18 protein-coding genes, 1 tRNA gene and 1 pseudogene are annotated in these 24,402 nt (G+C 70.4%); 7 read left to right on the forward strand and 13 right to left on the reverse strand.

The features are described from left to right. Positions 1-499, forward strand: a pseudogene (locus D7Y21_RS29110) (hypothetical protein); the annotation flags it as partial. After that, on the forward strand, positions 496-3,351 hold the full coding sequence (locus D7Y21_RS29115) for a bpX6 domain-containing protein (protein ID WP_121717032.1): 2,856 nt from the start codon (positions 496-498) through the stop codon (positions 3,349-3,351). The pseudogene D7Y21_RS29110 and the gene D7Y21_RS29115, both read left to right, overlap by 4 nt. Before the next feature lie 9 nt (positions 3,352-3,360). On the opposite strand, the gene D7Y21_RS29120 is transcribed toward D7Y21_RS29115, so the two are convergent. After that, positions 3,361-4,047 carry a response regulator gene (locus D7Y21_RS29120; RefSeq protein ID WP_120567541.1) on the reverse strand — a complete coding sequence of 229 codons (687 nt, stop codon included), beginning with the start codon at positions 4,045-4,047 and terminating at the stop codon, positions 3,361-3,363. 189 nt (positions 4,048-4,236) lie between these two features. On the opposite strand from D7Y21_RS29120, the gene D7Y21_RS29125 reads away from it, so the two are divergent. Next, entirely contained in the window at positions 4,237-4,497 is a 261-nt protein-coding gene (locus D7Y21_RS29125) for a hypothetical protein (protein ID WP_147469405.1), read from the forward strand. A 110-nt stretch (positions 4,498-4,607) separates the two neighbouring features. Continuing rightward, entirely contained in the window at positions 4,608-6,539 is a 1,932-nt protein-coding gene (locus D7Y21_RS29130; RefSeq protein WP_233592021.1) for a PAS domain-containing sensor histidine kinase, read from the forward strand. Here the strand turns inward: D7Y21_RS29130 and D7Y21_RS29135 are convergent. The 3 genes from D7Y21_RS29135 to D7Y21_RS29145 all read right to left on the reverse strand — a co-directional run bounded on the left by D7Y21_RS29135 (position 6,533) and on the right by D7Y21_RS29145 (position 8,398). Further along, a complete protein-coding gene (locus D7Y21_RS29135; protein WP_120567543.1) occupies positions 6,533-6,919 on the reverse strand; it encodes a response regulator in 387 nt (128 codons plus the stop codon). The genes D7Y21_RS29130 and D7Y21_RS29135 overlap by 7 nt on opposite strands. Positions 6,920-7,149: 230 nt before the next feature. After that, positions 7,150-7,848, reverse strand: a complete 699-nt coding sequence (locus D7Y21_RS29140) for a LysM domain-containing protein (RefSeq protein ID WP_014393250.1) — start codon at positions 7,846-7,848, stop codon at positions 7,150-7,152. A gap of 235 nt (positions 7,849-8,083) precedes the next feature. Beyond that, complete coding sequence (locus tag D7Y21_RS29145) at positions 8,084-8,398, reverse strand: hypothetical protein (RefSeq protein ID WP_120575710.1); 315 nt, start codon at positions 8,396-8,398, stop codon at positions 8,084-8,086. Between the two features lie 206 nt (positions 8,399-8,604). On the opposite strand from D7Y21_RS29145, the gene D7Y21_RS29150 reads away from it, so the two are divergent. Then, a complete protein-coding gene (locus tag D7Y21_RS29150; RefSeq protein WP_121717057.1) occupies positions 8,605-9,711 on the forward strand; it encodes a hypothetical protein in 1,107 nt (368 codons plus the stop codon). Here D7Y21_RS29150 and D7Y21_RS29155 read toward each other — a convergent pair. Beyond that, on the reverse strand, positions 9,702-11,372 hold the full coding sequence (locus tag D7Y21_RS29155) for a hypothetical protein (RefSeq protein ID WP_121717036.1): 1,671 nt from the start codon (positions 11,370-11,372) through the stop codon (positions 9,702-9,704). The two genes, D7Y21_RS29150 and D7Y21_RS29155, sit on opposite strands and share 10 nt — an antisense overlap. A 154-nt stretch (positions 11,373-11,526) precedes the next feature. Between D7Y21_RS29155 and D7Y21_RS29160 the strand changes: the two genes are divergently transcribed. Then, the gene (locus tag D7Y21_RS29160; protein ID WP_147469406.1) at positions 11,527-12,450 is read left to right on the forward strand and encodes a hypothetical protein; all 924 of its coding nucleotides are present in this window, start codon (positions 11,527-11,529) and stop codon (positions 12,448-12,450) included. An 8-nt stretch (positions 12,451-12,458) separates the two neighbouring features. On the opposite strand, the gene D7Y21_RS29165 is transcribed toward D7Y21_RS29160, so the two are convergent. From D7Y21_RS29165 to D7Y21_RS29185, 5 genes are all read right to left on the reverse strand, one after another. Beyond that, positions 12,459-13,121 (reverse strand): glutathione S-transferase family protein, encoded by a 663-nt coding sequence (locus D7Y21_RS29165; protein WP_121717040.1) that lies wholly within the window; start codon positions 13,119-13,121, stop codon positions 12,459-12,461. A 105-nt stretch (positions 13,122-13,226) separates the two neighbouring features. Then, positions 13,227-15,041: an acyl-CoA dehydrogenase gene (locus D7Y21_RS29170; RefSeq protein ID WP_121717043.1), complete on the reverse strand. Its 1,815-nt coding sequence runs from the start codon at positions 15,039-15,041 to the stop codon at positions 13,227-13,229. Positions 15,042-15,142: 101 nt separating this feature from the next. Further along, positions 15,143-17,659, reverse strand: a complete 2,517-nt coding sequence (locus D7Y21_RS29175) for a VIT domain-containing protein (RefSeq protein WP_121717045.1) — start codon at positions 17,657-17,659, stop codon at positions 15,143-15,145. Positions 17,660-17,771: 112 nt separating this feature from the next. After that, positions 17,772-18,896 (reverse strand): slipin family protein, encoded by a 1,125-nt coding sequence (locus tag D7Y21_RS29180; RefSeq protein ID WP_121717047.1) that lies wholly within the window; start codon positions 18,894-18,896, stop codon positions 17,772-17,774. Positions 18,897-19,163: 267 nt separating this feature from the next. After that, positions 19,164-19,233: transfer RNA gene (locus D7Y21_RS29185), tRNA-Leu, on the reverse strand. Between the two features lie 460 nt (positions 19,234-19,693). Between D7Y21_RS29185 and D7Y21_RS41565 the strand changes: the two genes are divergently transcribed. Further along, positions 19,694-19,966 carry a hypothetical protein gene (locus D7Y21_RS41565; protein WP_147469407.1) on the forward strand — a complete coding sequence of 91 codons (273 nt, stop codon included), beginning with the start codon at positions 19,694-19,696 and terminating at the stop codon, positions 19,964-19,966. A gap of 43 nt (positions 19,967-20,009) precedes the next feature. Here the strand turns inward: D7Y21_RS41565 and D7Y21_RS29195 are convergent, their stop codons facing one another. The 3 genes from D7Y21_RS29195 to D7Y21_RS29205 all read right to left on the reverse strand — a co-directional run bounded on the left by D7Y21_RS29195 (position 20,010) and on the right by D7Y21_RS29205 (position 24,260). After that, positions 20,010-20,675 carry a class I SAM-dependent methyltransferase gene (locus D7Y21_RS29195; RefSeq protein ID WP_121717051.1) on the reverse strand — a complete coding sequence of 222 codons (666 nt, stop codon included), beginning with the start codon at positions 20,673-20,675 and terminating at the stop codon, positions 20,010-20,012. Positions 20,676-20,710: 35 nt separating this feature from the next. Then, complete coding sequence (gene glgX / locus D7Y21_RS29200; RefSeq protein WP_121717053.1) at positions 20,711-22,855, reverse strand: glycogen debranching protein GlgX; 2,145 nt, start codon at positions 22,853-22,855, stop codon at positions 20,711-20,713. Between the two features lie 136 nt (positions 22,856-22,991). After that, positions 22,992-24,260, reverse strand: coding sequence for a hypothetical protein (locus D7Y21_RS29205; RefSeq protein WP_121717055.1), 1,269 nt, complete (start codon positions 24,258-24,260; stop codon positions 22,992-22,994). Positions 24,261-24,402 lie beyond the last annotated feature (142 nt).

Consider the following 24,402-nt stretch of genomic DNA (forward strand, 5'->3'; position numbering starts at 1 on the left):
GAGATGTGTATCAGAGACAGGGGTGGGCATCTCGCGGCTCAAGATGCTGGGCGAGGAGCCGGCCCGCATGGTCCCGCTCAGCAGCCAACAGGGGGATGCGTATTTCGGCTACGCGCCTTCGGGAACGCACCTCGATGCGGGACTGCTCGCGGTTCGTGACAAGGAGTTCATCTGGAGGTTGTTCCTCGACCCGGTCACCGCCATCGTCCTCATGCCTGAAGGCTACCGTGTGGTGGGCGTGGTGCAGCCTCCCGCTCCGTCTCTTCCGGGATTGGTCGCATTGGATCCGGATCAGCGCAGCTTCCTCTTCTTCTCGCAAACCTCCTCTTCGCGCTCCCCGGAGCGGACGCTCGCGGTGGCCAATGGCCCCGTGGTGCAGGCCGCGGCGAGCCACGCGCAGCCGGTGTTGGGATGGCTGACGCGGGCGGGGGAGTTCGTGTTGTGGGACTTGTCGGAGCAGGCGATGTTGTACCGCTCCGTCCCTGAGGCCGCGTCGTGAGCCCTGCGTCGGAAGCCGTGCGTCCTCGCGTCCAGGTGCACCGGGGCACCGTGGTGGTGGCGGCCTGGTGGTTCCACCCCGGGCTGCTGGGAGAGGCCGAGGCGCGCCGCCGCGTGCTGGCAGCCTGGAGGCCCGGCGCCACGGTCTGGGCGCTGGCGGGGGGCCATCTGCTGAAGCTGTCGACACCGTGCAAGAGCGCGGTGGAGGCCGCGCCGGGACTGCCGTTGGTGCTGGAGTCCGGCGTGCTCACCAGCGCGCCGCTGAGCCCGAAGGAGCGCGAGCGGCTGGCGCCTCCGCCGGGAGCCGTCGTGCTGGTGCACGAGGGTGTCGCGCGGATGTATGGGCCCGGAGCGCTGCGCCAGGTGGATCCGGGGACGTGGCTGGACGTATCGGAGTGGCGGCGCGTGCGGGTGAAGGGCCTGGGCGCGCCGCCTCCGCCCATGGAGGTCGCGCTGGAGCCCCTGCCGCCGCCCACGCGCGAGCGGTTCGGACCGAAGGTGCCCCCGCTCGCGCCCGAAGCGGAGCGCATGCTGGCGCGCATGGAGGGGCGTGAGGTCCCCGTGGTGCGCCGTGAGGGCTTCTTCGCGCGGCTGCGGCGGGCCTTCTCGCGGAGGCCCGGCGACGCCACCCTGACAGTGCGCCGTGAGGGCTTCTTCGCGCGGCTGCGACAGGCCTTCCGTACGGACACGCAAGGCGCACCGGGCAGCACGTTGGCCCCACGTCGTGCCGGTTGGCTCTCGCGGCTGCTCGCCGGGATGCTCGGACACGCCAACGCCACGGCTTCACAGGGCTCGCGGACCTCCGGCGCCGGCACGCGCCCCGCCGAACCGCAGGGCCCGGGGGCGCTCGAATGGCTCAAGGCGTGGCTCCTCCAGAACACGCCCCTGGGGCAGCGCAAGCAGGACTACCTGCGCCACCTCTTCGAGCTCTTCGAGCAGGGCAACCTCGACGAGGCCCTGCGCCACGCCGTTCCCCTGAGCAAGACGATGGACGCACGCGCGCAGCTCGCGCTCGGTGTGCCCGGCCCGCGCGAGGAGTTGCGCATCCAGCCCTACGGCCAGGGCGGTGCCGCGCAGTCCTTCGGCGGAGGCCCCGACGTGTTCGCGGCGCTGCGCGAGCGCTACCGCGAGACCTTCCGCCGCCTGGAGCGCGAAGGCCGCATCGACGAGGCCGCCTTCGTCCTCGCGGAGCTGCTGGACGCGGCCGAAGAGGCCGTGTCCTTCCTGGAGAGCCACGGCCGCCTCCAGCTCGCGGCGGAGCTCGCCGAGGGGCGCAACCTCGCGCCGGGCCTCGTGGTGCGCCAGTGGTTCCTCGCGAAGGATGTGGAGCGCGCGGTGGCCATCGCCCGGCGCTCGGGCGTGTTCGCGGACGCCGTGCTGCGCCTGGAGAAGACCCACTCCGCCGAAGCGCAGGCCCTGCGCCTCTTGTGGGCGGAGTCGCTCGCGGAGGCCGGAGACTGGACGAGCGCGGTGGACGTCGTGTGGCCGGTGGCCTCCGCGCGTCACCTCGCTCGCACCTGGGTGGAGCGGGGCATCCAGGCCGGCGGCATGGGGGGCGCGAAGCTCCTGGCGCGCCTGGCGCTCGAGTTCCCGGACGGCCTGGACGCCGCGCGGGAGGACATCCAGACCTTGCTGTCGGATGAAACCGCCGCGCGCGCCCCGGAACGCCTGGCCTTCGCCACGGTGCTGCCGCGCGCGGGCGCCCCCGAGACCCGCGACGCGCTCCTCGTCCCCACCATCCGCTCGCTGATGCGCGACGAGGCGGTGGAAGGGCTCCCCTCCAACGCGAGTCTCCTCCAGCAACTCCTCGGCCTGCAGGCCCCCGCGTTGGCCGCGCTGCGCACGGACATGCCGGCGCCGAAGGTCTCCCCCCAGCAGCCCTGGGCCGAGTCGCCGGACCTGCCGAACGTGCGTGTGTGGATGGACCGGAGCCACGCGGGCGCCCACGCCGTGCATGACGCCGTGGTGCTGCCGGGCCGGCGCGTGCTGCTCGCGCTGGGGGAAGCAGGGGCGCGGCTGGTGGGCCCGGACGGACGCACGCTCGCGGGCTTCGACGTGCCGGCGTTCTCGCTGGTCCTGTCCGAGCAGGGGAACCGCGCCCTCGCGCTGGCGCGCCGGGGCGACCTGTGGCGCGTGTCGCGGCTGGACCTGGTGGAGCGCCGGGCCACGCGCTGGTGCGACCTGGAGCTGGATGCGTGGGCCCCCACCTACGACGGGGAGCGGTGGTTCACCGCCGTGCGCGACACCGTGAGCATGGTGGACACGCTCGCCGCCGAGCCGCGCTCCCTGTGGCGCGTGTCGGAGAAGGGCGGCGTCGTGCTCAGGCTGGCCGTGGACACGAAGCACCTGTCCTTCCTCGTCCTGCACCTCACCCCGGAGCAGGTCTTCGAATACCTGGACCGCTGGTGCTACGAATTGCCGGGCGGCCCCACCCTGCGTGGACGCTCGAACCTGCCGGCTCCGTGGGGGACGCCGGACGCCCTCGCGCTCACGCCCGACGGCGAGGCGATGGCCGGGCGCGGCGCGGTGCCCGCGGGCGAGGAGCCCGGAGCGTGGACCTACGTGGCCCCCATCGGCGCGCGGCGCTTCCACCGCCCGGCCCAGCGGGCCGCGGAGCGCGCGGGCGAGGTGCTCTCGCACTCCTGGCGCGTGACGCGCTTCCAGAAGGGCGAACTGCACACGGCCGTCCTGCGCACCGTCGCCGACCACGCCCGCGTGACGGTGGAGTTCTCCGGCACCCCGCCCCAGGTCGTGCGCCTCACGGAGGACTGGTGCGCCATCCACGACCTGCTCGGCCGCGTGGTGTGGCTGGACCTGCACACCGGCGAGGTCCACCGCGTTCCGGTGGTGTGAACCTCGACGTCAGGCGCAGCGCAGGTGGCTGGGCACGATGACGATGCTCGCCGTCAGCGCGCAGCCAGCGTCGTCCACCTCCAGCACCACGCGCACGCCCTCCACCGTCACCAGCAGCGAGGGCTGCTCGCTGTGCAGCGCCATCAGCCACGACGACGCCAGGGGCAGCTCCGAGGCCGCCAGCTCCGAGGCGCGCAACAGGTGCACGCGCACCGCGTGACGGACCGGGGCCGGCAGGGCGTGCAGCGCGTAGAGCGACTCGTCCGTCAGCCGCAGCACGTACGGCACGCGCGGGGGCTCCTTCGGTCGCCCGGGCAGCTCGCGCAGCCGCTCGGCCAGGGCCCGCACCAGCTCCTCCGGCTGCGGCGGCTTGTGCAGGAAGCCCACCACCCCGTGCAGCGGCACGTCCGGCGTTCCGCTCGCCGAGGACATCAGCATCACAGTCAGGTGCCGCAGCCGCGCGTCCGTGCGCAGGTGGCCGTACAGCTCCCATCCATCCAACCGGGGCAACACCACGTCCAGGAGGATGAGGTCCGGGTGCTGCGCGCGCGGGCGATGACGCAGCCAGTCCAACGCCTCCGCGCCGTCCGCCACGGACGACACCACGAAGCCCGCTTCACGCGCCGCGCGGCCCACACCCTCTCGCCAGGTCCGGTCGTCCTCGACGAGCAGCAGGTGGTGGACGCCCAGGGCCATCCCCCGATTCGACCTGTTTTTCCTCGGGTTCTTGAAGCGGACCCGGGTCTGGCGGGAGCCCCAGCGTCACCTGTCTGACAGTGTGCCCCGGCGAATGTTCCCCCCCGGCGCCCGGCGCCCGACAGCTCGCGTCACCGTGCCACTGTCATCTTGTAGTTGGGCTGTAGATGCGCACCCTTGGCGGTGCTCATGGCCTACCGCTGCCTGCTGGAACCCCCGGTGGTGCGCACGCTCACGGCGTGTACGTCCGCGGTGCGTGAGCGGCTTCAGGCGGAGCTGGGGGCGCTCGCCAGCCGGATGCCGGGGCTGCCGGTGCCGCCGTCGGGGCGGGAGGGGGCGACGGTGCTCGCCTGCGGCTTCCAGGTCCGCTACCGCGTGGAGCCGGACGCGGGGCTCCTGCGGTTGACCGCCTTGTTGCCGCTGGGCCTGGTCCGTTCGCCTTCCTCCTGACACGTCGTCAGACGGTCCTTGTCGCATGGAAAGCGGGGGCCTAAGTCGGAGGTGACCTCCTCTTCTACCGGACGCAGCCCAGGTCCCCTTCGCCCCGCGAGCCTCGCACCGTGTCCCTGCCCCTGGCCGACTTCCTCTTCCAGTCCCGTGACGTCCTGCAGGACGCGTGGCTCCACGAAGCCCCGGGCTCTGGCGACACCTTCACGCACGGGCTGTCCGCGGTGGCGGCGCGGATGTCGAACCCGGACGCGCGCGTCTCCGACTCACTGGCGCGCGAGCTGTCGCTGCTGGTGCAGGGCTCCAACGGGCACCCCACGACGACGAACTTCCGGCGCCTGCGCGACACGGTGCTGCGGCTGTGGCGGGAGCGGGGCGGCGGGGGCCCGGGCGACGAAGAACAGGTGGAGCGCTTCCACGACGCCGTGGACGCGGTGGAGGCCGCGGCGCTGGAGGCCCACGTCCAGGCGCGGATGCTCGCGTCGCGCGAGGCGGCGGAGGCGGCGCGCGAGCAGGGCGCTCCGGACGCGTCCGGGCCCCAGCGGTGGGAGGACATCTTCACGCACCTGGGCGTGGGCGTGGCGGTGATGGCCGCGGAGGACAGCGCGTTCGTGGCGGCGAACCCCGCGCTCGCGCGCATGCACGGACAGCCCGCGGAGGCGCTCAAGGGCCTGCGGCTGGAGGACCTGGTCGCGCCCGAGTCGCGCGGCGCGCTGCCCCGGCACATGGCCGCTGCCAGCTCCAAGCCGTTCCACGAATACGAAGCGCTGCACCTGCGCCGCGACGGCAGCCGCTTCCCCGCGTTCGTGCACGTGACGTCCTTGCGGGACGCCACGGGCCGCCGCGTGGGTCGCGCCGCCACGGTGCTGGACATCACCCAGCGCCGGAATGCGGAAGCGGAGCGGCAGCGCCTGCTGGCCACCATCGAGGCGGAGCGCGCGCGGCTGGCGGCGGTGTTGGATCAGCTCCCCGCGGGTGTGCTCATCGCGGAGGCGCCCAGCGGCCGGCTGCTGTTGGGCAACCGCGCGCTGGAGTCGCTGCTGGGGCAGCCGTTCCGGCCCTCGGCCAGCCTGGCGGACTACGAGTCGTCCCACCAGATGTTCACCGCGGACAACCAGCCGCTGGCGGACGACGCGTGGCCCATGGCCCGCGCGCTGCGCACCGGTGAGACGCGGCAGGCGGAGCCGCTCCAGGTGCGCCGGCCGGACGGCACCACCGCGCACCTGCTGGGCTCCAGCGCGCCCGTGCGTGACCGGGATGACCACATCGTCGCGGGTGTCGTCACGCTGGTGGACGTCACCGAGCGCCGCCGCGCGGAAGATGCGGCGCGGGAGGCGGCGCAGTTCGGCGAGCGGCTCATCGCCATCGTCAGCCACGACCTGCGAAACCCCCTCAACGCCATCCAGCTGTCCGTCACCAAGCTCTTGCACGGCGACGCGCTCCAGGAGCGCGACCGCAAGGCGGTGTCCCGCATCGCGCGCTCCACCGAGCGCATGGCGCGGATGATTTCGGAGCTGCTCGACTTCACCCGCAGCCGGCTGGGCGGCGGCATCCCGATTGAGCGGGTGCCCGGCGACGTGCGCGCGGTGGTGCGCCAGGCGGTGGAGGAGCTGGAGGCGGCGTGGCCGGAGCGCTCGCTGACGTTGAACGTGGGCCCGGGCCGCTACGACGGCTCCTGGGACTCGGGCCGGCTGCTCCAGGTGGTGAGCAACCTGGGCGGCAACGCGCTCCAGTACAGCCCGCCGGACTCACCCGTGCGCTTCACGCTGTCGGACGCGGACGCGCACGTGGTGCTGGAGGTGCAGAACGGCGGAGACCCCATCCCGCCGGACATGCTGCCGCGTCTGTTCGACCCCTTCCGGCGCGGCGCGGGCAGCAACACGCACGGCGGCCTGGGGCTGGGGCTCTACATCGTCGAACAGGTGGTGAAGGGCCACGGGGGCCGCATCGAGGTGCGCTCGCGCGCGTCGGAAGGCACCGTCTTCCGCGTGCTCCTGCCTCGCGAGCCGGCGCAGCCCGCGACGCCGCCGGCCGCGGCTCAGTAGGCGGCGGCTAACTGCGACTGCGGGGAGGAGCGGAACGGCTCCAACGCGCGCATCAGGTCGTCCAGATCCAACGGCTTGGGGATGGACGCCCGGATGCCCTGGGGCACGGGGCGGGTGGCGCCCGCGCCCGACACGACGATGACGGGCAGGTTCTTCAGGCGCGGCTCCTTCTGCACGCGCTCCATCAGCTCCCAGCCGCTCATCACCGGCATCATCAAATCCAGCAGCATCACGTCCGGTGTGGGGCCGCGCCTCAGGCGCTCCCAGGCGTGCAGGCCGTTGCCGGCGACCTCCACGGCGAACCCTTCCAGCGTGAGGAACTCCTCCAGCATCTCACGGCTGTCGACATGGTCTTCCACGAGGAGGATGAGGCTTCGCATTGCTCCGGGAGCCTCCCCCCGTCCGGCTCCGTCCGAAAGACCCCGTGTCCAGGGAACGTCCAGCCCTGGACGATAGGCCATTGGCAATGTGCGGCCCGCGCCACTCCGGGTGCCTTGGAGGGCAGGCGCCTGGCTCCATGCCCGCGAAAAGCGGATGGGGCCTCCCCCTTCCAGGCGCCAGGAGCGCGGAAGGCGAAGGCCCCACCGGGGACTTCAGGCTACAGGTCTGTTCAGCCCTGGTACTGGTGCACGGACATGATGGGGTAGTTCATGGACGTGAGGCTGATGCGCTGCGAGCCGTCCGAGTTGATGTTGTTGGAGCCGATGAACTGGGCCTTGCCGTCCTTCCAGCCCGCGAACATCACCACGTGCTGGCCGCTGCCCACCTTCATGGAGACGACGTCGCCGGGCTTCGCGTCCTTCAGGTCCACGCGCTTGAAGTTCGGGTCGCGGTCCAGGTTCGCCTGGAGCGTCATCACGGACGCGCTGTGCTGGCTGTCCTTGATCTGCCCGGCCTGCTCCAGGCACGCGGAGACGAAGTTGGCGCAGTTGACGTTGTTGGGGACCCAGTCCTCCATGTCCGCGCCCACGCCACTCGTCTCGTACTTCAGCGAGCCGGCGTTCTTGCCCATGTGAGACATCGCGATGTCGAACGGGCTGCCACCGGGGCCGCGCGTGCCCGGGCCCGCGCCGCCCGGAGGCGCCGTCACGTTGCCCGCGCCGCTGGATCCGCCCGAACCGCCACCGCGCACACCCTGCGTGCCGGGCTCGAAGCTGTCGCGCGAGCCGGGGATGTTCAGCGTCTTGCCCGCGTAGATGAGGTCCTTGTTCTGGATGTCCGGGTTGGCCTTCATCAGCGAGTCCACGGAGGTGCCGTAGCGCTTCGCCAGACCAGACAGGGTGTCGCCAGATTGGATGCGGTAGCTCATGGGGGGCTCCTGAGGAGCAGTGACCCGGAGGTGGTCACCGGCTGCGATTGTTTCCATTCTCGCCGTTCAAGAACCGGTGTTGCGTCCCCCACCTGCTTTTCACTCCAGGCGCACACATCCAGGCGAATGGGCGTACCCGGAGCGGAATCTGGCCCCCCAAAGGGCGCGCACCGGCGGCAGGGCACCCGGGGGGCCGCCCGGGGAGGCCTTGTCGCGGTGCGCAATTTCCGGGGATTCAGCGGCTCTGGGCGTCGTGCTTCTGGCGGGCGATGCGGCGGCTGAGGGCGTCCTGCTTCGCGTCGATGCGGGCGCGCTCGGCGGCGTCCAGGTGGCCGTCGTCCCGGCGGTCGCGGCGGATTTCGCGCTGGAGCGAGCGGTGCTGGCGCTCCAGGCGCACGGCCTCGCGGCCCGTGAGCTCGCCGCTCTTCACGCCTTCGTTGATGCGCTGCTGCTGGTTCACCTGGCGCCGGTCGGCCTCCGCGGCCACGGCCGGCAGCGCCACCGTCAGGCCCAGCACCGCCGCGAGCATCCCCAGTCCGTTGCGCTTCATGGTGATTCCTCCTCGATGGGCGCGGGCCTCAGTGCCAGCGCGTCGTCCTTGAAGGCTTGAACCCGGGATTCGCGCGGCGGTTGCGGGGCGCCATTCTTGACGGGGTGCGTCCAGGTGGGTGGCCCTTATGAAAGGGGAAACAATCCAAGGGGATGGCGACGTGCGGCACCCTTGAACGGGTGGGAGCGCCCGCGCATGGTGGCGGGGTGACGACCATTGCTCATCCCGACTTCACGGCGGCGCGGTTCACCAGCTACCCGGACGCGCGCTTCACCCCGGCTCCGGCGGACGGCGTGCTGCCGGAGGGCTTCTTCACTACGACGAACCTGCCCACGTACGTGCGGGTGGACGGGCGGTGGCGGATGCCGCGCGAGCCGCGCATGGACGGCGCGCTGGTGCTGGACGCGCAGGGCGAGCTCTGGGTGCGTGAGGGCCGCCGGGTGCGCGCGGGCGAGCGCGTGGTGGTGGGGAAGGCGGAGGACGGCAGCGAGGGCGTCTACGTGAACATGGCCTACCTGGCGGGGGGCGGGGAGGGCGAGTTCAAGTTCATGACGAGCGAGGTGTCGCGCGAGAAGCCCATCGACTACGCGCACATGGCGCGGCTGCTGGTGGAGGAGCGCGAGCGGGGCGGCTATCCCATCTGGGTGACGGGGCCGGCGCTGGTGCACTCGCGGGCGCGCGCGGACATGACGTGGTTCGTGGAGAACGGTTTCGTGGGGGCGCTGCTCGCGGGCAACGCGGTGGCGGTGCACGACATCGAGGCGTCCATCTACGGCACGACGCTGGGCATGAGCGGCGCGGGCGAGGCGACGTCGGGCGGGCACGGGCTGCACATGCGCGCCATCAACCGGGTGCGGCAGGCGGGCTCCATCGCGAAGGCGGTGGAGGCGGGCGTCATCACCAACGGCATCATGCACGCGTGCGTGAAGCACGGGGTGCCGTTCGTGCTGACGGGCTCCATCCGGGATGACGGGCCGTTGCCGGACGTGGTGACGGACAACCTGGCGGCGCAGGACGCGATGCGAAGGCACGCGGTGAAGGCGACGATGGCGGTGCTGGTGGCCACGGCGCTGCACGCCATCGCGACGGGGAACATGCTGCCCGCGTTCGTGACGGAGAAGGACGGCAGCCTGCGCGAGCTGCCCACCATCTGCGTGGACTCGTCCGAGTTCGTGGTGAGCAAGCTGAAGGACCGGGGCACGCACCAGGCCTTCGGCGTGGTGACGAACGCGCAGGACTTCATGCACATCCTGCGGCTGTACGTGGAGCGCGAACTGGCCGCGCGAGGCACGGCGCCGAAGCCTCAGCGCTGACTGAGGGCCGGAGCTGAGACGGCCTTCCAGGTCGTGCTCGACAGTCCGCCCTCGGTGCCGAAGAGGGCGGAGTCGCCGTCGGGGAGCACGGCGTACACGCGCGGGTCGGCCAGCTTCGGCAGGGCCCGCGTCTCCCCCGTGGCCGCGTCGAAGTACGACGCGCCGAGCAGCGTGCCCACCAGCGCCCCACCGGGCACGAGCGCGGCGGAGACGATCGCGGAGGAGGGCAGGCCGGGAGCAGCGCGCACGCGCGTCCACTTCGCGCCGTCGAAGTAGCTGAAGCCATCCTGGCAGGTGCCCGCGATGGCGCGTCCTTGCGCGTCGGTGGACAGCGCGGTGATCCAGTTGTCGGTGAGGTCGCGGCCGTCGTGGAAGCGCTGCCACTTCGCGCCGTCCCAGCGCAGCAGGCCCCGGTCCTCACTGCCCATCCACAGGAAGCGGCCCGAGGCTTCACCCACGGAAGGGTGCTTGCTCCACTCCTTCGGCAGCGGCAGCCGCTTCACAAGCGACAGGGGAGACGTCCCGGGAGTGATCAGGGACACACCCCGGCCATCCACCAGCGCGACGCCGTCATCCATCTGGGACACGTTGAGCACGGACAGCTTCCCCAGGGCCACGGGGTTGCGAGACCCGTAAGCAATCTGCGTCCACGTCTTTCCATCATGGAAGCCCAGGCCATACGTGGTGGCGACGTAGAGGTTCGGGCCATCGCTGCTGATGCCCAGCACCTGGTCGCTGGGAAGCGAGGGCGCGCGGACGGTCTGCCACTTGCCGTCCTCGCGCTGCCAGCAAGCGCCCCGGTCGAACGTGCCCACCACCAGCCGCCCCTGATGCCGGGCGAGCGCGGTGATGTGATTGCCGCAGAGCTGCCCGGTGGAGGTGACGCGGCGCCACCCCTTCGGCCCGAGCTTGAACACGCCGGAGGTCCGCGTGCCCGCCCATTCTGAGTTCAACACGGTGGCGCCCTTGGGGACGCTCACGGCCTGGAGCGGCACGGACTCCGTCTCCCACGCGTGCACCTCACCGTGACTGCCCACGATGCGCACGCCCTGCTCCGTCACGGTGAACGACAGCGGCCCGGTGGGCACGTCGCGCAGCGCGGAGAGCCGGCCACTGGCGCTGATGGAGAACGCGCCCTCGGTGGTGCCCACGTCCACGCCGTCGTGCGTGTCGGAGATGAAGCGCACCGGCCCCGGCAGTGACCACGCGCGCTGGGTGCCCAGCTCGAACAGTCGCCCCTCCGCCGTGCCCGCGAAGCGCGGAGAGAACGCCGTGTACGTCGCACCCGGAGTCAGCACCGAGGCCAGCGACTCCAGCCGGTTCACGTAGTCCGGCGTGCTCGCGTCCTCGGCGGGAGGCAGCGCCTGCCAGCGCACGTCCAGCACGGGCGTCACCTGGAAGCGGGCATCCAGAGATACGAGCCCTTCATCCGTGGCGACGAAGAGCCGGTCGCCCGTGGACTCCAGCGCGCGGCAGTAGTGGCTCGGGAGTCCGTCCTCCACGGTGAGCACGCGCACCGGACGGCCCGCGGGCGTGAACAGCTCCAGGCCGCCTTCGGTGCACGCCACGACGTGGCCGCCGAACGGCTCCAGGTCGTGCACGGTCTCGGTGTTGGTGACGGTGGCGGCGAGGGTCAGCGCGGTGAGGGTGGAGAGCATCATGCGCCACCCCTATTGCGAACCCCGGGCCAGCCCGGTGTGTGTCCCCCGAGCCGCACCCGAGGCCCCAGGCCAGCAGCCTGTTGACCCTGTCGCCCTTCACGAACGATGGTCGCGCGGGGGGGATTGGGGCCGGGCCTCCGTTGGAGTCCACGACATGCTGCGTTCTGTTTCTTCTTTGGCGATGACGCTCGCGCTCGCCATCCTCTGTGCTTGTTCAGAGTCCGACCCGTGCGAGGACGCCGACTGCGGTCCGGGCCAGTGCGTGCCGTCCTCCGAACAGGCCGCGTGCGAATGCCCCACGGGCTACGTCCCGGCGGACCTGTCCTGCAGGCGGGACGTGCGCGAGGGGGATGACCATGGGGACTACGTCGAGGCCGCGACCCCCGTGGAGCTCATGGAGCCCTCTCAATCGGGGGACGCGAACCTGGACACCATGGAGGACGTGGACTTGTTTTCGTTCCACGTCACGCCCGGCCGCATCTTCCAATTCAGCTGCTCCAGCAACAAGTCCAGCTACGACCCGGCCTGCAGGGTCGAACTCCTCGGCGCGGACGGGCTCAGGTTGCCGGGCTCGGCGGGTTCGGGGGGGAGCTCGGTCTACCAGGCGGCCGTGCTCGCCACGCAGGAAGGCACCGTGTACGCCCGCGTGCAGGCCTTCTCCGCCTCCCCCTCCTTCTTCAGCCCCTCCTACAAATACTGGCTGCTGGACCTGGGGCCAGACGACTTCGCGAACACCCTCACGGAAGCCACCCCGGTGCCCGTCGGCACCACCGTCTCGGGGACCATCGTGCCCACTGGCGATGTCGATGTCTTCGCGCTGGACGCCGTCGCGGACCGCACCTACCGGTTGAGTTGCACGGGAAGCTCCTCCAACAACTGCGGCATGCGAGTGAGTGGCCCCGGGGGCGAGCTGCTGTACAAGACGGAGCCGTACAAGCCCTATGGGTGGAGCGACACGTTCGACCTCCAGGTGACGCAGGGAGGTCGTCATACGGTCGAGATGTTCTTCCTCCCCGGGCAAGCCTTCTTCAACGGCGTGGGTGACTACACCTTCTCTGTCGCCGACCTGGAACCCTGAGCGCGCAGCTAGCGCGCGCTGCCCGCCGTGACTCCGAGGCGCTGCTCATAGGCCTCCAGCGTCCGCTTCCAGGCGGGCCGTGACTCACAGCGCTCGCGATAGGCGGAGACGCGGGGGAAGCCTTCGAGCACGCCCGCGTTGCGCACTTCGCGCAGCACCGTGGTCATCAGGATGTCCGCCACGGTGAACGCCTCGCCGGCGACGTAGGGTCGCTCCCGCAGCAGGTCCTCGAGCGTGGTCAGGTGGTGCTCGGCGTACTTCACCAACCCGGGACGCCGCTGCGCTCCGGTGGGGTCGGAGGCGCCGAGCAGGTCGATCATGATGATCTGCGACAGCGGGAGCTCCACGGTGGTGAGCGCGGCGAAGCACCAGCGCGTCACCTGGGCGCGGCCCTGGAAGTCCGTGGGCATCAAGCGGCCCGTCTTCTCCGCCAGGTACAGCAGGATGGCGCCCGTCTCGGTGAGCACGAAGCCGTCGTCATCGAGCACCGGCACCTGACGGAACGGGTTCAGCCGCTGGTACGCCTCTCCTCGGGTCTCCCCGGCGGGATGATCCACGCCGTGCACCCGGTAGGGCAGCTCCAGTTCTTCAAGGGCCCACAGCACGCGCAAGTCACGCGTGAGTCCGACGACCTTCGAATGGACGCGGCCAAAGCCATACAGGGTGATCATCCCGGCATTGTCGATGCCGCGCCCGCCCCCTGTCGAGGCGCTTGTCCGCACCGGCGGTTGGCGACGCGCCACGAGACGCGCGCCGCCAACGCCTGACGCTGGCCCTTAGAACGACTCTTCCGGCAGGTCCATCAGGTCCAGGTTGCCGTTCTCCACCATGCGCGCGGCGTGCGCGATGCCGGGCAGCACCTCATGGCAGTACCAGCGGGCGCTGGCCACCTTGCCGCCATAGAACGCCTTGTCGCCGGGGTTGGTCTTCGTCCGCTCCAGCGCCACGGCCGCGTGGCGCACCAGCAGCCAGCCGATGATGACCTCCGCCACGGCGAACAGCACGCGGTTGCCCTGGAAGCCCACGTGGTAGACGGACTCGCCCAGCTTGCCCATCAGCGTGCCGAGCAGCGTCTGCAACTGGCCCACCGCCTCGCCCAGCGCGGCGCGCTCGGTCTTCAGCTCCGGGCCGCCCTCGTCGCCATCCGCCGTCGCGCGGACGCGCTCCAGCAGCCCCATCAGCGTCGCGCCGCCGTCACGCGCCACCTTGCGCATCAGCAGGTCCAGCGCCTGGATGTGCGTGGTGCCCTCGTAGAGCGAGTCGATCTTCTGGTCCCGGATGTACTGCTCCACCGGATAGTCCGTGAGGAAGCCCGAACCGCCGTGCACCTGGAGCGACAGGGACAAGAGCTCATACGCCTTCTCCGAGCCGTACCCCTTCACCAGCGGCAGCAGCATGTCGTTGAGCACGTCCGCCTCGCCCGCCGCGGTGGAGCGGTGGCCGCCCTGGAGCTCCACCTGGTCCTGCACGGACGCGGTGAACAGGGCCAGCGCGCGCAGGCCTTCCGCGTGCGCCTTCTGCGCCATCAGCATGCGGCGCACGTCCGGGTGCTGGAGGATGTTCACGCGCGGCGCCGTCTTGTCGCGCGCCTTCCCCAGGTCGCTGCCCTGCACGCGGTCCTTCGCGAACGACAGCGCGCGGTAGTAGCCCGCGGACAGCGCGGCCATGGACTTGAGGCCCACCGCCATGCGCGCGTTCTCGATGATGTGGAACATCTGCCGGATGCCGTCGTGCACGTCGCCCAGCAGCAGGCCGCGCGTGGGCTTGCCGTCGCCGAACGTCAGCTCGCACGTGACGGACCCCTTCAGGCCCATCTTCTTCTCCAGCTTGGTGCACACGACGTTGTTGTGCTCGCCCAGGCTGCCGTCCTCGTTCACCCAGTACTTGGGCACTACGAAGAGCGACAGGCCCTTGGTGCCCGGCGCCGCGCCTTCCGGACGCGCCAGCACCATGTGGACGATGTTCTCCGCGATGTCCGACTCGCCGTTGGTGATGAAGCGCTTGACGCCTTCAATCTCCCAGACGTCGCCGTCCACCTGACGGGCCTTGGTGCGCGCGGCGCCCACGTCGCTGCCCGCGTCCGGCTCCGTCAGCACCATGGACCCGCTCCAGCGCTTGTCCAGGATGTGCGGCAGGAAGCGCTTCTTCTGCGACTCCGTGCCCAGCTTGTCGATGACGCGCGCGAGCAGGTTGCCCAGCGTGAAGAACGCCAGCGCAGGGTTGGAGCCCAGGAGCAGCTCGAACGCGGCCCAGCCCAGCGACGGCGGCGCGCCCAGGCCGCCCAGGTGCGGGGGCGTCTCCAACAGGTGCATGCCCGCGTCGTAGTAGGCGCCCATCGCGGCCTTGAGGCCGGGGGGAAGCTTCACCTCGCCGTTCTCCAGCTTCGGCGGGTTGTGTTCGGACTCGTCGAAGCTCTTCGCCAGCTCCTGCGTGCACAGCTGCGCGAACGTCTGCAGCGTCTGCCGGGCCGCCGTCTCGTCCAGGTCCCCGAAGGGCGCCTTGCCCAGCGACGTGTGGCCGATGTCCAGGAACTCGAAGAGGTTGAACTCAATATCGCGGAGGTTGGGCGTGTAGTGCAGGGACGACGACATCGAAGGACTCCTCGCGGCCGGGTGCGAAAGCAACAAGCCCCGCGCCGGTGAAGGCGCGGGGCCGAAACGGACCGCCAGGGTATCCGAGATTGATTCGTGGGTCAGTCACGCCGAGCGTGGATGACGCGCAGCGTCTCCCGACGTTCGAAGCGATTGCCGGCGGCGTCGCGAGCGACGAACACCAGCTCGTAGGAACCGGCGGGCGTGCCTTCGGGGATGACCAGCGACTTGTTGAAGCGCAGGCCGTCCTGCGAGTCGAGCAGCTGCTGGTCCTCACCGAAGAGATCGCCGTACACGCTGACCTCCTGCGTGGCCTCCACCGCGTCCACGTCCAGCGTCAGCGTGTCACCGGGGACGACTTCCTTCTGGGAGAGGACGACGTCGAAGTCGTTGCCCTGGGAGTCCAGGCGGTAGCGAACCTCGCTGCGCTCCACGCGGCCGTCCGCCAGCTCCGCGATGATGAACACGGTGTAGTAGCCATCCGAGACACCCAGCGGCACGAGGAACCGGCCGCGCCACGAACGGGTGAGCGTGTCGAACGTGAGCGGCTTCACCAGACCGAAGGGGAAGTAGGCGGTGACGCGGCGGGCGTTGCGCGGGGCGCGCACGGAGATGATGGGGTCACCGGGGGGAATCTCCTCGCGGCTGAGCGCGCCGGAGACCATGCCGTCGGGGAGCTGCACGGGGACCATCTCGCGGACCGACTCGCCGTTGGGGGCCGTGCGGGCCACCTGCTCCACCGCGACGAAGGACGTGTAGCGGCTCATCAGGTGGTACTGGAGCGCGGTGTCGGTGATGCCCTGGACGACTTCGGGCGTCTCGCCGCGGTAGCCCTCCACGGTGAGCTCTTCGATGCGCTGGCGGGCCCAGAGGCTCTTGAGTGAATCGTGCTCCGGGGCGACTGCGGGGAAGTGCACGGGCACGTCGAAGTGGCGGACCTGGCCACGCACGCGGCCGGAGATGCGGAGGACGCCGTCACCGGTGCCGGTGAACTTGCCCACGAGGAACAGCGGCTGGCCGGCGAAGAGGTCCGGCACGGACTTCGGGTACACGTCGCTGACGGGCAGTCCTTCGGTGTCCACCACGACCGAGGTGAGGACCGGGCCGCGCATGCGCTGCTCGAACTCGCGGGCGACGTCTTCCTCCGGGCGGTTGAGGTTGACGAGGGTGGAGGCGCCGCGGCCCAGCTCGCCCATCTTGGTGATGAGGTAGCGGTTCGTGCTGGAGCCCACGCCAGCGGAGAAGATGCGCGTCTCCTCGCGGAGGTGCTGCTGAAGCGTGCCGAGCACCTGTTCGTCACCGCCGATGAGGCCGTCCGTCATGAAGAGCACCATGCGCAGGCGGGTGGGGTCGTTGGCGGGGACCATGGCCTCCTGGGCGGCGATGCGCACGTCGGTGCCGCCACCGCCCCAGAAGTTGGCGACATAGGGCAGGGCGCTCTGGATGTTCTCCGGCGTGGCGGGGACGGCGGTGGGCGCGAACTTGGTCACCTGCGTGTCGAAGTTGAGGACCTGGAAGGTGTCCTCGGGCATCAGGTGGTTGAGCACTTCCTTGGTGATGGCCTTGGACTTCTCGATGGCGAGGCCGGACTGCGAGCAGGACGTGTCGAGCACCATGTAGAGCTCGCGCGGGACGATCTCCCGCTGGGTGGGGGACAGCTGCGGGTTGAGCATCACCAGGAAGTAGCCGTGGTCCGCGCCGGGCTCGCGGTGCATGAGGACGGCGGGGCGGATGAGCGCGTCGGCGACGACGTACTCGAGGATGAAGTCCTTGTTGGGGATGCGGTCATCGCGGCCCAGGCTCACGGTGGCGCGGGACTGGCCGTCGCGCTTCACGTCCACGCGGTGGGTGGTGGAGCGCAGAGAGTGGACCGGGAGGCCCGCGTCCAGGCGCACGGTGAGCTGGATGTCTTGGCCGCTGCGCGTGTCGGTGATCACCGGGGGCGTGATGCGGCTCGCGTCGGGGACGGAGGTGGTGTCGGGCTCCACGCCTTCGCCCTGGCGCGTGGGCAGCGGCGTGCCGCCGATGAAGCGGGGCGCCACGACCATGGGGAAGCTGAAGCGGTAGGTGCCGGCGTCGTAGGTGAGGCGCTCCACGTAGTGGATGCGCACGCGGATGGTCTCACCGGGGAGGATGTTGGCGACGGACTGGGTGAAGATGTTCGGCCGCTCCTGGTCGAGCAGCGCGGCCGTCTTGCCCTCGGCCTTGGCGCGCTCGTAGGTGTCGCGGGCCTGCTCACGGGTCTGGATGACGCCCTGGATGACGCGATTGCCCAGGTGCATCTCCATGCCATCCACGGCGGCCAGCTCCGGCAGCGGGAAGACGTAGAGCGCTTCAAGGGGAGCGCTGTAGGGGTTCTCGAACACCTGCGTCACGGTGACGGAAGCGAGGAACCCGCTGACCTCCGCGTCCACCTCCGTGTGCTTGAGGCTGAAGGTGCGCGGCTCGCTGTCAGGGCACGCCTCGGTGTCCGCCTGCTGCGGCTGCGCACGGAAGCGAGCCACCAGGGTGCCCTGGGCGACGCCCGCGGTGGGCGAAGCGGCCGGAGGGCAGGGTTGCTGAGCGGAGGCCGGGACGGCCAGAAGGCAGACGAAGAGCGTGGCGAGCAGGACTCGCATGGTCGGGAACCTTGGTTTCAGGGTGTGCCCGGGGACATTGCAGCCCCCGGGCCAACCCCGGTTCCCCTCTGAAAAGGCGGGTTGTGTGGCTGTGAAGCCACACGACCGTGTGTCAGCCGCCCTTGAGCTGCAGCGTGGGCACCGCGCCCTCACCGAGCACGAGGTGCACCTGACCCACCTTCGCGGCCAGGTCCTTGTACGCCTCCAGTTCCTTGAGCCGCACGAGCAGCGGGTTCTCCGCGAGCACCTTCGCCGTCTGCGCCATGGAACGCGTCGCCGCCGTCTCCTCGCGCCGCAGGATGACGTTGGCCTCCGCTTCCTTCTGCGCCTGGATGACCCGGTTGAGCAGGTCCTTCATCTCCTTCGGCAGCACCACGTCCTTGATGCCGAAGCGCAGCAGCTCCAGGCCCACGCCCTCCGCCCCCGACTTCACCTGCGCGTACAGCTCCGTGGACACCGCCTCGCGCGCCGCCAGCAGCTCGTCCAGCGTGCGCGTGGACACGGCCTCGCGCGCAGCGAGCTGCATCGCCAGGTAGAGGATTTCATCCGGCGCCCGTGCCACCACCGCCAGCCGCCGCGCGTCCACCACCCGGTACGCCGCGGACAGGTTGAGCCGCAGCGTCACGCGGTCCTTGGTCATCACCTCCTGACCAGTGACGTGGAGCAGCTTCTCGCGCAGGTCGATGATCGCGAACTGCACCTTGTGCGCGACCGTCCACGCCGCGTGCCGGCCCGGCGGCAGCACCGCGTCCAGCACGCCGTTCACGTACCGCAGCGCCACCGTGCCCTCCGTGGCCGTGGTCTCCACGTAGTCACTGGCCGGAATCAGCGCGCGCACCTCGTCCCGCGGGGGCTCCGTCGCCACCCCGGACACGTCCACGCGCTCCACCCGCACGGTGGGCGTCTCGGGCCGACCGGTTCGACCGGGCAGCCGCTGCGCCGTCCACACCTGGTGCTGACCCCGACCCAGCCACCGCACCGGCTGGCCGTGATGGAAGACCACCGCGCGCTCGTCCGCGCCCAGCTCCAGCACCTGGAGGTCCTTCTCCGGCACCAACGCGAGCTTGGCCTCATCCAGCCGGGTGACCGGTGGCTCCAGCGGCACGCGCTCGTAGCGGACGTTCTGGAACGGACGCACCACCCAGTGCCGGCCCGGCCCCAGGTACTGCTCCGCCTTCCCGTTCACCACGACGAACAGCCGCTCGTTCTGCGCCACTTCCACCCGACCGATACCCATGACACGTCACCTCGACGACAAGAAAGAGTGCAACCCGGCGGCTGGAGAAAAGGACCCCGCCGCCCCACGAGCGCTTCGCGCGAACAGACCGTCCGGATCCGCGTTCAGCCTCCCGAACCTCCGCACCGGATGCCGGTCACGGACGGCGACTGGAGCGTTCCGCGAACAGCACGGAAGCCTCCGGAGGCCCTGGCGACCGGCCAGTGTGCGGCGTGGAGAGGAGGACGCGGTGGACTCGCGTTGGCACCAGCGGAAACGACGGGGTCCCGGCGAACGAAGGAGTCGAACCTTCGAATGCGAGATCTTGAGTCTCGTGCTCTACCGTTGAGCGAGTTCGGGTTTTTGCCCAGCCAAGGGCAGCCATGCGCGCCTCACGGTGGCGTGCGACCGGTACGGCCTTCGATGGTGGCAGGAACACCCGGAGGTGATGGCCGTGAGGAACGTCCGAGTCTCATGCACCGGCGCAAAGCGCCCCCGCATGGAACCGGACGCCTCGGGACAACCCCGTGCGCCCCCTGAAGCTTGCCGACGGGGCCACCAGACGCGGGCGCGCGAAAATCCTGACGGCTCATGTCCCAGGCACCGGGGCTCATGTGTCCAAGTACCGCGCGTTCCATGCGCACTTCGGAGGACCCATGAAGAGAGCTGTGTGGGGCGTGTTGCTGGGCGTGAGCTGTGCGCTGCTCGGGGCTTGTGGGGAGGAAAGCGCTGGAGGCAGGGACGCCGGGGGCGCAGACGCCGGCTGGCGCATGGGTTCCGTGGAGCTGCGTATCTCCATGGGAGAGGACCCATGTCCCGTGGCGACGGCGACGGTGACCATGAGAGCGGGTGATCCGAGCAACCCGGTCCCAGGTGTCGGGCCCCTGCCGCTCAACGTGAGGGATGGCGTCATCGAGGGGACAACCCTCACCGACGTCTACGTGTCGCAGGCCTGGTGGGTGCAGGTGCATGCCTATGACAGCAACGGCGTCAACGTGTGCGGTGGGGACGACCCGTTCATGTCCGTGGTTGAGGGACGAGTGACGCTCGTGAACATCGAGATGGGGTGCATCTGGCCGCATTGCCCCTAGCAGGAAGACAGCGGACATCACCCATCCTCCGAGGATGGGCCTTTCAGCCGCGCGTCACGTCCCACCAGCCGAACCACATCACACGTTCCTCGGCCATCAGCTCCCAGCCCGGCCCGTGCGCGTAGTCGCGGACCCGCAGGCCCGCCGCCACCACCGCGCGCGCCGTCTCCTCCGCGCTCCACAGGTGCAGCGTCACATCCGTGTCCGCCGTGCGCACCCGTCGAGTGGGCGCTTCATGCGCCTCCACCCCGGACCTGCGCTCCAGCACCGTGAACAACATCCGCGCGCCCGGCTTCATCACGCGGCCCAGGTGACCCAGCACGCGCGGAAGGTCGTCACAGAAATCCAGGCATCCAATCACCAGCACGACATCGAAGACGCCCAGGTCCTCCGGCACCGGATCCATGTAGCTGTGCACGCGCCACGCGCCGGACGGCCGCGAGCGCTTCGCCAGTTCCAGCATCTCCGGCGCCACGTCCAGGCCCACCACGTCCACGGACGCGTCCATGCCGCGCGTGTGCAGGCCCGGGCCGCAGCCCATGTCCAGCACGCGCAGACCCGGCTTCATCACGTCCGCGAGGAAGCGCTCCACCCGGTCGCCGTAGCGGTGCAGGGACGGGTAGAGCACCTCGTAGGCGGACGCAATCTCTCCGTACACCCGCGCGACGGCGGCCTCTTCACTCCTGCCGCCGTCCCCTTCGTCCGCCATGCAGTGCGCTCCTGATCAACAGCACGGGCACCGTATCACGGCGTGTTGTTGCTCCCCGGCTTGCGGAACACCGCGAGCGACCGCCCGGCCATCTCGAACTTCCCGGGCTTCATCTCTTCATCGCCGCGCTTGTCATCCGCCGTGTACAGCTCCAGCCGCCACGCGCCGCCCTCGCCCGGCGGCGGCACCGTGAAGGTCACCGGCTCATGGTGCGCGTTGAGCAGCACCAGCAGCGAATCACCACTGACGCGCTGGCCTCGCTCGTCCGGCGTGGGGATGGCGTCGCCGCCCAGCAGGAACGCCAGCGAGCGCACGAAGGGCTTCTGCCAGTCCTCCGCTCCCATCTCCGTGCCGTCGGGCCGGAACCACGCCAGGTCCTTGTGCTCGGACTCCCACAGGTGCTCGCCCTGGAAGAAGCGGCGGCGCTGGAGCACCGGCTGCCCGTGGCGGAACTGGATGAGCTTGCGCGTGAACTCCAGGAGGTCCTGGCGCGTCTTGTCCAGGTTCCAGTCCACCCACGACAGCTCGTTGTCCTGGCAGTAGGCGTTGTTGTTGCCCTGCTGCGTGCGGCCCATCTCGTCGCCCGCGACAATCATCGGCACGCCCGTGGACAGGAAGAGCGACGCCATCAGGTTGCGCTTCTGGCGCTCGCGCAGGGAGATGATGTTCTTGTCGTCCGTCTCTCCCTCCACGCCGCAGTTCCACGCCTGGTTGTCATCCGCGCCGTCGCGGTTGTGCTCGCCGTTGGCCTCGTTGTGCTTGCTGCTGTACGTGACCAGGTCGTGCAGCGTGAAGCCGTCGTGCGCGGTGACGAAGTTGATGGACGCCTGCGGACGCCGGCGCGCCGCCGCGAACAGGTCCGCGCTGCCCGTGAGCCGGTAGCCCACCTCCGCGGCCTGGTTCTCGTCGCCCTTCCAGTACTTGCGCAGCGCGTCCCGGTACTTGCCGTTCCACTCGTGCCACGGCGACGGGAAGCCGCCCACCTGGTAGCCGCCCAAGCCCACGTCCCACGGCTCCGCGATGAGCTTCACGCGGCCCAGCACCGGGTCCTGGTTGATGATCTGGAAGATGGGCGCGTTCGGGTCGTAGCCACCCTTGCCGCTGCGCCCCAGCACCGTGGCCAGGTCGAAGCGGAACCCGTCCACGTGCATCTCCTCCACCCAGTAGCGCAAGCTGTCCACGATGAAGCGCGCCGTCTGCGGGTTGGACGCGTTGAGGCTGTTGCCGCACCCGGTGAAGTCCAGGTAGTGCCGCGCCTCCGGCATGGTCCAGTAGTACGACGCGTTGTCGATGCCCTTGAACGACAGCGTGGGCCCCAGGTGGTTGCCCTCGCACGTGTGGTTGTACACGACGTCGAGGAGCACCTCGATGCCCGCCGCGTGCAGCGACTTCACCATCGACTTGAACTCCGCCACCGCGCCGCCCGGCGTCTTGCGGCTGGCGTAGCGCTGCTCGGGCGCGAAGTAGTTCAGCGTGCTGTAGCCCCAGTAGTTCGACAGGCCCTTGTCGTTGAGGAACGAGTCGTCCGCGAACTCCTGCACCGGCAACAACTCCACCGCGGTGACGCCCAGCTTCTGCAGGTGCTCGATGATGGCCGGCGAGCCCAGGCCCGCGTACGTGCCGCGCTGGTGCTCCGGCACGCCCGGGTGGCGCATGGTGAGGCCGCGCACGTGGGCCTCGTAGATGACCGTCTTGCGCCACGGGATGTCCAGGCGCCGGTCATTGCCCCAGTCGAAGAAGTCGCTCACCACCACGCCCTTGGGCATGCCGGCCGCGCTGTCGCGCTCGTCGCGCATCAGGTCCTTCTTCGGGTGGTCCAGGGGGTAGCCGAACACCGGCTGCTTCCAGTCCACCTCGCCGTAGAGCGCCTTGGCGTAGGGGTCCACGAGCAGCTTGTGCGGGTTGCAGCGGTGCCCCTTCTCCGGCTCGTAGGGCCCGTGCACGCGCAGGCCGTACAGCGTCCCGGGCTCCAGGTCCGGCACGTAGCCGTGCCAGACGAACTCCGTGCTCATCGGCAGGTCGAAGCGTTCAATCTCCTTCGTCGGGTCCGCCCGGTCGAAGAGACACACCTCCACGCGTGTGGCCACCTGCGAATAGACCGCGAAGTTGGTGCCCGAGCCGTCGAAGGTCGCGCCGCGAGGCCAGGGCTTGCCCGGCCAGATCTCCCGCTTGCCACTCATGCGTCTCACTCGATTCCGTGGGGAAACTGCCGCCGGAATGTGGGTGCGACTGCGCGATGCGGCAAGACGTCCGGGTGCGCTGACTGTCCACCGGACAGCGCTTTTGCAAGGGGTCGGTCCTCAAACAATCGGACCGTCAGGCGGCGACAGCGTGGTCCAGCGAACGCCAGGTGCCCAGGGCCCAGTCCTGCTCGTCCGGATCATCGAAGCTGACCACGCAGAGGGCACGGCGGTTGCCCGAGCGGCACAGGGCCGTCAGCCGGCACTCGCCGGGACCCACGTGCAGGGACGCGCGGCCACTGACGCGGGCGCCGTGGTGCTCCAGCTCCAGGGCCTTGCGCTCCGGGCTGGTGGGCGCCAGCTGCTCCTCCGCGGAGTCCTCCAGGGGCACCACTCGCACGGTGCGGCGGTGGTCGCGCGCCACCCAGCTGCCGTCCTGCAGGCGCGTCTCCGCCAGCGAGCCGGGGATGCGAATCTCCCAGCCCTCGGGGAGCACCACCTGCACGGAGCCCCGCCGGTAGCCGATGGACGGCCCCACGCCGGGCGACTCCAGGGCGCGGCGGTGGACCTCCTCCGCCACCGTCCCTCCCATGCCCAGGTAGCCGAGCACCTCCTGCCACTCGCGCCACGGGTACGGGAGCGAGGGGTCCTCGCGCCAGGCCTGCTCCAGCAGCCGGGCCACGTCGCGCAGGCGCTGGCGCTCTTCATCCAGGAGCGGCGGGCGCCAGACGACGTCCGTCCACAGCCGGCACAGGGCGCGCGTGAAGCGCTCGCGCGCGTCCACGCCGGGGTTCCACCAGGGGAACACGTCCGTGCCCTGTCGCGGGTCTTCGTGCACGGTGCGCAGCCAGCGCTCGTCGCGAGGCCCCAGGGGCGTGAGCAGCGCGCCCGGGTGCTGGAAGGTGTGGCCGAAGCGCATGGACAGCGCGAAGCCGGAGTTGCCCAGGCTGCGCATGCGCAGCACCTGCCCCACCGAGTGCTGGAGCCAGCCCAGGAAGTGCTTCTCCACCAGGTCCACGTCACCGGTGTGGAAGTAGCCCGTGGCGTCGCCCACGCCCACGTCCTCGTCGGGCGGGGCCCAGGAGATGCCGTTCAGGTCGCCCAGCCCCTTGAGCAGGTCCACCAGGTAGCGGTGGTAGCCGGGCCCCGCGGCGCTGGTGTCCGCGGACACGACGATGCGCTCCTGGGTCGTCGCGAGCAGCGACACCTCCGCCGCGGCCGGGTGCAGGCGCAGGCGCAGCACGGGCGCGCCCTGGGGGCCCTCCTCGATGCGGGTGCCCTCCAGCACGCCTTCGGCCACCTGCTGGAACCACGCCTCCACGCGTTGCAGCCAGGACAGGGACGCCTCCGGGGGGGCGAACAGCGGATCGCTTGCTCCTCGTCGGCCTGCCAGCAACAGCTTCATGCGTTGGACGCTTTCGGTGGTTCGGGTGCGCGCTGCCTGGACCTCTTTGGATAAGCCCCCGCCCGCTCCCTGTCATCCAAGAGAAACGCATTCTGGAGGCAGGGGGACATGCGGGCGGGGGCTTATCCAAAGAGGTCCAGGC

The sequence above is a fragment of the Corallococcus sp. AB045 genome, assembly GCF_003668895.1.
In the GTDB taxonomy this organism is placed as follows: Bacteria; Myxococcota; Myxococcia; order Myxococcales; family Myxococcaceae; genus Corallococcus; species Corallococcus coralloides.

What these genes read in the sequence shown, in the direction of transcription:
- D7Y21_RS29120 (WP_120567541.1), bottom strand. Translation starts at nt 4,047, where the DNA reads ATGGCCCTGGGCGTCCACCACCTGCTGCTCGTCGAGGACGACCGGACC.
- D7Y21_RS29125 (WP_147469405.1), top strand. Translation starts at nt 4,237, where the DNA reads ATGGCCTACCGCTGCCTGCTGGAACCCCCGGTGGTGCGCACGCTCACG.
- D7Y21_RS29135 (WP_120567543.1), bottom strand. Translation starts at nt 6,919, where the DNA reads ATGCGAAGCCTCATCCTCCTCGTGGAAGACCATGTCGACAGCCGTGAG.
- D7Y21_RS29140 (WP_014393250.1), bottom strand. Translation starts at nt 7,848, where the DNA reads ATGAGCTACCGCATCCAATCTGGCGACACCCTGTCTGGTCTGGCGAAG.
- D7Y21_RS29145 (WP_120575710.1), bottom strand. Translation starts at nt 8,398, where the DNA reads ATGAAGCGCAACGGACTGGGGATGCTCGCGGCGGTGCTGGGCCTGACG.
- D7Y21_RS29155 (WP_121717036.1), bottom strand. Translation starts at nt 11,372, where the DNA reads ATGATGCTCTCCACCCTCACCGCGCTGACCCTCGCCGCCACCGTCACC.
- D7Y21_RS29160 (WP_147469406.1), top strand. Translation starts at nt 11,527, where the DNA reads ATGCTGCGTTCTGTTTCTTCTTTGGCGATGACGCTCGCGCTCGCCATC.
- D7Y21_RS29165 (WP_121717040.1), bottom strand. Translation starts at nt 13,121, where the DNA reads ATGATCACCCTGTATGGCTTTGGCCGCGTCCATTCGAAGGTCGTCGGA.
- D7Y21_RS29170 (WP_121717043.1), bottom strand. Translation starts at nt 15,041, where the DNA reads ATGTCGTCGTCCCTGCACTACACGCCCAACCTCCGCGATATTGAGTTC.
- D7Y21_RS29175 (WP_121717045.1), bottom strand. Translation starts at nt 17,659, where the DNA reads ATGCGAGTCCTGCTCGCCACGCTCTTCGTCTGCCTTCTGGCCGTCCCG.
- D7Y21_RS29180 (WP_121717047.1), bottom strand. Translation starts at nt 18,896, where the DNA reads ATGGGTATCGGTCGGGTGGAAGTGGCGCAGAACGAGCGGCTGTTCGTC.
- D7Y21_RS29195 (WP_121717051.1), bottom strand. Translation starts at nt 20,675, where the DNA reads ATGGCGGACGAAGGGGACGGCGGCAGGAGTGAAGAGGCCGCCGTCGCG.
- glgX (WP_121717053.1), bottom strand. Translation starts at nt 22,855, where the DNA reads ATGAGTGGCAAGCGGGAGATCTGGCCGGGCAAGCCCTGGCCTCGCGGC.
- D7Y21_RS29205 (WP_121717055.1), bottom strand. Translation starts at nt 24,260, where the DNA reads ATGAAGCTGTTGCTGGCAGGCCGACGAGGAGCAAGCGATCCGCTGTTC.